The sequence below is a fragment of the Micromonospora deserti genome (genome assembly GCF_003236335.1).
Classification (GTDB): domain Bacteria; phylum Actinomycetota; class Actinomycetes; order Mycobacteriales; family Micromonosporaceae; genus Micromonospora; species Micromonospora deserti.
Map to the genome: position 1 here is coordinate 1 of NZ_POUB01000340.1, position 5,672 is coordinate 5,672.

Consider the following 5,672-nt stretch of genomic DNA (forward strand, 5'->3'; position numbering starts at 1 on the left):
ACTTCTAGCTTCGTCGGCAGCGTCAGATTTGTATAAGAGACAGGGTTTGGGCGGCGGTCAGCCCAGGATCTCGCCGGCGGGGGCCTGGGCGTCGGCGCGGCGAGCGCGGATCTTGTGACCGACGCTGGTCAGGCAGCGACCGCTGGCCAGGTCGAACCGCCAGCCGTGCAGCTGGCAGGTGAGCTGGTCGCCCTCGACGATGCCGAACCGGGTCAGGTCCGCCTTCAGGTGCGGGCAGCGCCTTTGCACCACCCAGTCGCCGAGCGTGATGTCCTCGGCGTCGCTGGTGCGCTCGTGCTCGTCGTACCAGCCCTCGGCGTACTGCAACCGCTCCTCCGAGAGGCACTTGAAGAAGGCGTAGACGAACTCGTTGTACTGGCCGATCCGGGCCGCGGAGAACCGGCAGGAGAGGAAGAGCGAGTTGACCCAGTCCACCTCTCCGGTGTGCAGCAGGTGCTCCACCAGCGCCCGCTCCGTGCGGAACCGGTAGCGGACCTTCTCGTCGGCGTACGACCGGACCTGCTTGCCGGGGAAGTCCACCACGATCGACTCGACGCTCTCACCGTCGTAGCCGACCAGATCGAAGCGGACCGGGCCGCCGACCCCCTTGGCCAGGTAGATCGACTCCTCCAGCAGCGGCTCGATCCGCCGCTTCATCTCCTTGAGCACGTCGATCTCGGGATGCCGCCAGGACGCCTTCTCCGCCTCGATGACGCCGCGCTTGCGGTCCCGCATCTCCGCCAGGTGGACGGCCTTGTTCGCGAAGAACTCCTTCACCGGCACCGGGTGGCTGGTCTCGCAGGCCCCGGTGGTGAGCTCGGCGACGCTGCCCGGCAGCAGCACCACCCCGTTGGTGCCGCCGACCTTGGCGTACTCGCGCTGGAAGACCGACTGGTCGGGGAAGATGTTGCCCTCGTCGCCGTGGATGTCGTTGAGCTGCCACAGCTCGTCGTCGAGGAAGCACGGCGGGCCGGCGATCGGGAAGACGTGGTCGGCCTTCAGGTCGTCGATGTAGCGCCAGGTCCGGTCGAACTGCCGGTCCCGCTTCTGCTTGCCGAACGCGGTCTTCGCCGCCTGCGGCAGCTCGTAGACCATCGGGTACCAGATCGCCCCGGAGAACTGCAGCATGTGCGCGTGCACGTGGCCCAGCTCGGCGAAGGTGCTCAGGTCGGTGGGGCGGGCGTCGTTCTGGTTGAGCAGCCGGACGCCGTCGTGCTCCACCCAGAGCGAGGAGTCGCCGATCGGGCCGTCGGTGGGGCTGGTCAACGCTTGAATCATGACCTTCAGGCCGCCGTCGAGCTCGACGACCTCCTCGTTCGGCGCCTTCAGGAACTTCGTGAAGCCCAACTCCCGCAGCTCGTCCTCCATCTCCGAGGTGGGGAACGCGGGCAGCAGCACGGTCGCCTTCTTCGACACGAAGCGCTTCAGGTGGGCCGCATCGAAGTGGTCCCGGTGCAGGTGGGAGACGTACAGGTAGTCGACGTCGCCGAGGGTCTCCCAGTCGAGCAGCGAATTGTCCGGAAACGGAAACCAGGAGGCGAAGTAGGCCGGATTGACCCACGGGTCGCACAGGATGCTGCCCGCGGCCGTGTCGATCCGCATGCTGGCGTGCCCCGTACCGGTCACTCGCACCGCAGTTCCCCCTCGGAAAGACAAACAAGGTGTACGTCAGAACGCTACCGGAGCCCCTCCGGCCACCGCCCCGCGACGCCGGTATGCCGATCCGCCCCACCGAGACGAGGTCCACGAGCCCTGGGGTCGCCGCGGCCGTGGCACCGACCCCGTCGGCGGATCCCGGCGGCGCCCGGGCCCGGCGAGAGCCCGGTCCCGGAGAGACAAGCCCGACCGCGGGAACGACCAGGCTCGGCAAGCCCGACCCACGCGCCCCCACCACGCCGGGCCCCGCACGGGGCGTGCCAGACTAACCGGAGATCCGATCGCGAGGGAAGGACCGACAGTGGCAGGAAGCGAGCCGGTAACGTCGCCAGACCAGCACAAGCCCGGGCACCGCAAGTCCGGGCGGATCGGCGCGGTCCTCACCGCGCTGGCGCTGCTGGCGATGCTCTGCGGCAACCACGAGGGCAGGGTCGAGGACATCTGGCTGGTCGGCCTGGCCGTGCTGCTGCTGGTCATCGTCATCGGCGACGCGGTGCTGCGGCGCAACGGCCTGCGGTCCTGACGCACGTCGCCCACCCGCGCGCCGGACGTGACACGCGCGAGGGCCCGCTCCCGGCCGGGGAGCGGGCCCTCGTCGTACGCGGGTCAGCGGCCGAAGAGGATGTCCTGCACGTCCTTGAGCGCGGCGTCGACCTCGGCCTCGAAGTAGCCGCCGGGCACCAACCCGAAGCGCAGCGTGTCGAGGTCCTTCGGGTTCACCGGCATCGGGTTGCGCCCCTGCATACCGCCGAGCAGGCTGTCGAAGAACCGGTCGACCTGGTCCGGGTCGTACCCGCTGCCGAAGCGGCGCACCTGGAAGCTGCGGCGGATCTGGTCGACGCGGTAGAGGTCGCTGCCGGGCGGACCGGCCATCGGCGGACCGGCCATCGGCGGACCGGCCATCGGCGGACCGGCCATCGGCGGCGGGCCGGGCACCGCGGGCGGGCCGCCCATCGGTGGGCCGCCGGGCCCCTGCTGCGGCATCGGCGGGCCGGCCGGGCCGTGGCCGCGCATGTCACGCAGCTCCCGCTCCGACATCCGGATCTCGGCGGTCATGTCCGCGCGGCCGTGCCGGCCGGCCTCGAAGCCGTCGAAGCGCGACTCGTCCGGGCCGTAGCCGCCGGGGCCCGGGGGCAGGCCGCGCGGTGGTGGGGCGCCGTGGCCCATCGGGGCACCCGGCCCCATCGGGCCGCCCGGGCCGCGGGGCGGTTCGTACCCGCCCCGGGGGGCGTCGTAGCCACCGGCGAAGGCGCCGGTCGGCTCGTCGTAGCGGCCGTAGCGGTCGGCGGGCGGGCCGGCCTGCGCCGGCATCACCCGGGGCGGCATCGGCGGCTGCGGCACCGGCGACATGCCCCGGTCGTCGCGCATCGGCGGGCCCATCCGGTCCGGCGGGCCCATCCGGTCCGGCGGGCCCATCCGGTCCGGCGGGCCGAGCCGGTCGGCCGCCCGGGGGTCGCCGCCCCGGCCGCCGATCGCGCCACGCTCCTCCAGCTCGGCCAACTGCCGCTCGACCCGGTCGAGGTGCAGGTCGACCTGCCACTCGTCGTAGCCGTTGAACCGGACCCGGAAGACGACGTCGTGAACCTCCTGGGACGCCACGGGCGCGCCGACCGGCTGACCGGCGAGAGTCGCCTCGACCCGGTCCAGGAAGGCGTCCACCTCGTCGACCTTGTATCCCCGGCGGAGCGCCTTGCGCCGGAAACGCTGACCCTGACTCGCCACTATGTCTCCTGGTCTCGTTCGCTACGCCCGGTCACGCGGTCTCCCCGGCCCGGTCGGTGTCCCTGTCCTCGGCGGCGGCGAGCTGCCCACACGCTCCGTCGATCTCACGCCCCCGGGTGTCCCGCACCGTGGTGGACACCCCGGCGTCGCGCAACCGCCGGACGAACTCCCGCTCGACCGGCTTCGGGCTGGCGTCCCAGCGGCTGCCCGGAGTCGGGTTGAGTGGAATCAGGTTCACGTGGGCCAGCTTCCCGGCCAGCAGCCGACCGAGCAGGTCGGCTCGCCACGGCTGGTCGTTCACGTTCTTGATCATTGCGTACTCGATCGACACGCGGCGTCCTGTCCGGGCCGCGTAGTCCCACGCTGCGTCCAGCACCTCGGCTACCTTCCAGCGCTGGTTGACCGGCACGAGTTCGTCGCGCAGATCATCATCGGGGGCGTGCAACGACAACGCAAGAGTCACTGAGAGGTCTTCGCTGGCCAGTCGGCGAATGGCCGGCACCAGCCCGACCGTGGAAACGGTGATGTGCCGCTGGGACAACCCCAGCCCTTCCGGCGCGGGCGCCACCAGCCGGCGGATCGCGGCGACCACCCGCGAGTAGTTGGCCAGCGGCTCGCCCATGCCCATGAAGACGACGTGCGACAGCCGCGGCGGCGAGCCCGCCACCGCCCCGGAGGCCGCCACCCCGGCCAGGTACACCGCCTGGTCGACGATCTCGGCGGTGGACAGGTTGCGGGTCAGGCCGGCCTGGCCGGTGGCGCAGAACGGGCACGCCATGCCGCAACCGGCCTGGCTGGAGATGCAGACCGTGACCCGGTCGGGATAGCCCATCAGCACGCTCTCCACCAGCGAGCCGTCGTGCAGCCGCCAGAGCGCCTTGCGGGTCGCGCCGTCGTCGCAGGCCAGCTCGCGTACCGGGGTGAGCAGCGTGGGCAGCAGGTGCTCGGCGAACGTGCCCCGGGTGGCGGCGGGCAGATCGGTCATCTGCCGCGGGTCACGGACCAGCCGGCCGAAGTAGTGCGTGGAGACCTGCTTGGCCCGGAACGCCGGCTCCCCCAGCTCGGCGACGAGCGCCCGGCGCCCGGCGAGGTCGAGGTCGGCGAGGTGTCGGGGAGGCATCGCCGCCCGGCGCGCGCGGGCGTCCGGGTCGACGGGAATCAGGGGCAGGCTCGTCATGGCGCGTCCAGTCTGTCACGCCGGGCGCGGGACGCACCCGTCCGGAGGTGCCGAATCAACCCCCACCGGCCGGACGGGGCCCGCCCACCCGGATGATTCACGCCTCAGCCCGCCACCGGGACGAAGACCGCCAGCAGCAGGTACGCCGCCGGCACCGCGAACAGGATCGAGTCGAGCCGGTCCATCAGGCCGCCGTGCCCGGGGAGCAGGTTGCTCATGTCCTTCACCCCCAGATCCCGCTTGATCATCGATTCGGCGAGGTCGCCGAGGACGGCGGCACCCGAGACGGCCAGCCCGAACAGCGCACCCCACCACGGGGACACGTCGAAGAGCAGCCAGATCAGCAGGGCGCTGCCGGCCGCCGCCGCGGTGACCGAGCCGGCGAACCCCTCCCAGGACTTCTTCGGGCTCACCGAGGGCGCCATCGGATGCTTGCCGAAGGAGACCCCGGCCGCGTACCCGCCGGTGTCGGAGAGCACCACCGCCACGAGCGTGACCAGCACCCGCAGGTGACCGTCGCCGGGCACCGCCGCGAGCAGCGCGGCGAAGCCGCCGAGGAACGGCACGTACACCGCGATGAGGGTGGCCGCGGTCAAGTCCCGTTGGTAGCCGCGAGGCCCGTCACCCAACCGCCAGACCATCGTCCCGAGCACGGTGACCAGCAGCCCGAGGCTGAGCGCGTCCGGGCCGGCGTACCAGGCCATGCCGACGGTGAGCACACCGCCGACGACCAGCGGCACCAGCGGCGGGTGGGCCCCGCTGCGGCGTACCGCCCGGGACATCTCCCAACTGCCGATGCCCACCGCGGCGGCGACCACCGCCAGGAACGCGGGGGTGTAGAGGAACAGCGGCACCACGATCGCGGCGCCGAGACCCACGCCGACCGCGATGGCCGCCGGCAGGTTACGCCCGGCGCGGCCCGGCGCGGACTGCTGGGTGGCGGGCCGGTCGGCGCTGGCCCGGCGGCGTCCCGGCTGCCGCCGGCCCGGGGGCCGCTCCGGCGCGGGCGCCGGGACGTCGTCCCGGACGGGCTCGAGCTGGGCCGTCGGGTATCCGGAGTCGTCAGGTTCGCGGTGACCGTTCATCCCGCCCGGGCCGCCGCCGTACGGCTCACGCC

At 72.5% G+C, this 5,672-nt stretch carries 5 protein-coding genes; 1 reads left to right on the forward strand and 4 read right to left on the reverse strand.

Annotated elements, in window-relative coordinates; genetic code table 11:
* Positions 1-57 precede the first annotated feature (57 nt).
* The gene (locus C1I99_RS28645) at positions 58-1,632 is read right to left on the reverse strand and encodes a Rieske 2Fe-2S domain-containing protein (RefSeq protein WP_111137321.1); all 1,575 of its coding nucleotides are present in this window, start codon (positions 1,630-1,632) and stop codon (positions 58-60) included.
* 325 nt (positions 1,633-1,957) lie between these two features.
* Here C1I99_RS28645 and C1I99_RS28650 point away from each other — a divergent pair, with 325 nt between their 5' ends.
* Positions 1,958-2,179, forward strand: a complete 222-nt coding sequence (locus tag C1I99_RS28650) for a DUF2631 domain-containing protein (protein WP_111137322.1) — start codon at positions 1,958-1,960, stop codon at positions 2,177-2,179.
* An 83-nt stretch (positions 2,180-2,262) separates the two neighbouring features.
* Here C1I99_RS28650 and C1I99_RS28655 read toward each other — a convergent pair whose 3' ends face one another.
* From C1I99_RS28655 to C1I99_RS28665, 3 genes are all read right to left on the reverse strand, one after another.
* Complete coding sequence (locus C1I99_RS28655; RefSeq protein WP_111137323.1) at positions 2,263-3,378, reverse strand: DivIVA domain-containing protein; 1,116 nt, start codon at positions 3,376-3,378, stop codon at positions 2,263-2,265.
* Positions 3,379-3,409: 31 nt separating this feature from the next.
* Entirely contained in the window at positions 3,410-4,555 is a 1,146-nt protein-coding gene (gene rlmN / locus C1I99_RS28660) for a dual-specificity RNA methyltransferase RlmN (protein ID WP_111137324.1), read from the reverse strand.
* A 104-nt stretch (positions 4,556-4,659) separates the two neighbouring features.
* On the reverse strand, positions 4,660-5,672 hold a 1,013-nt coding region (locus tag C1I99_RS28665; RefSeq protein WP_233512767.1), incomplete at its 5' end, for a phosphatidate cytidylyltransferase.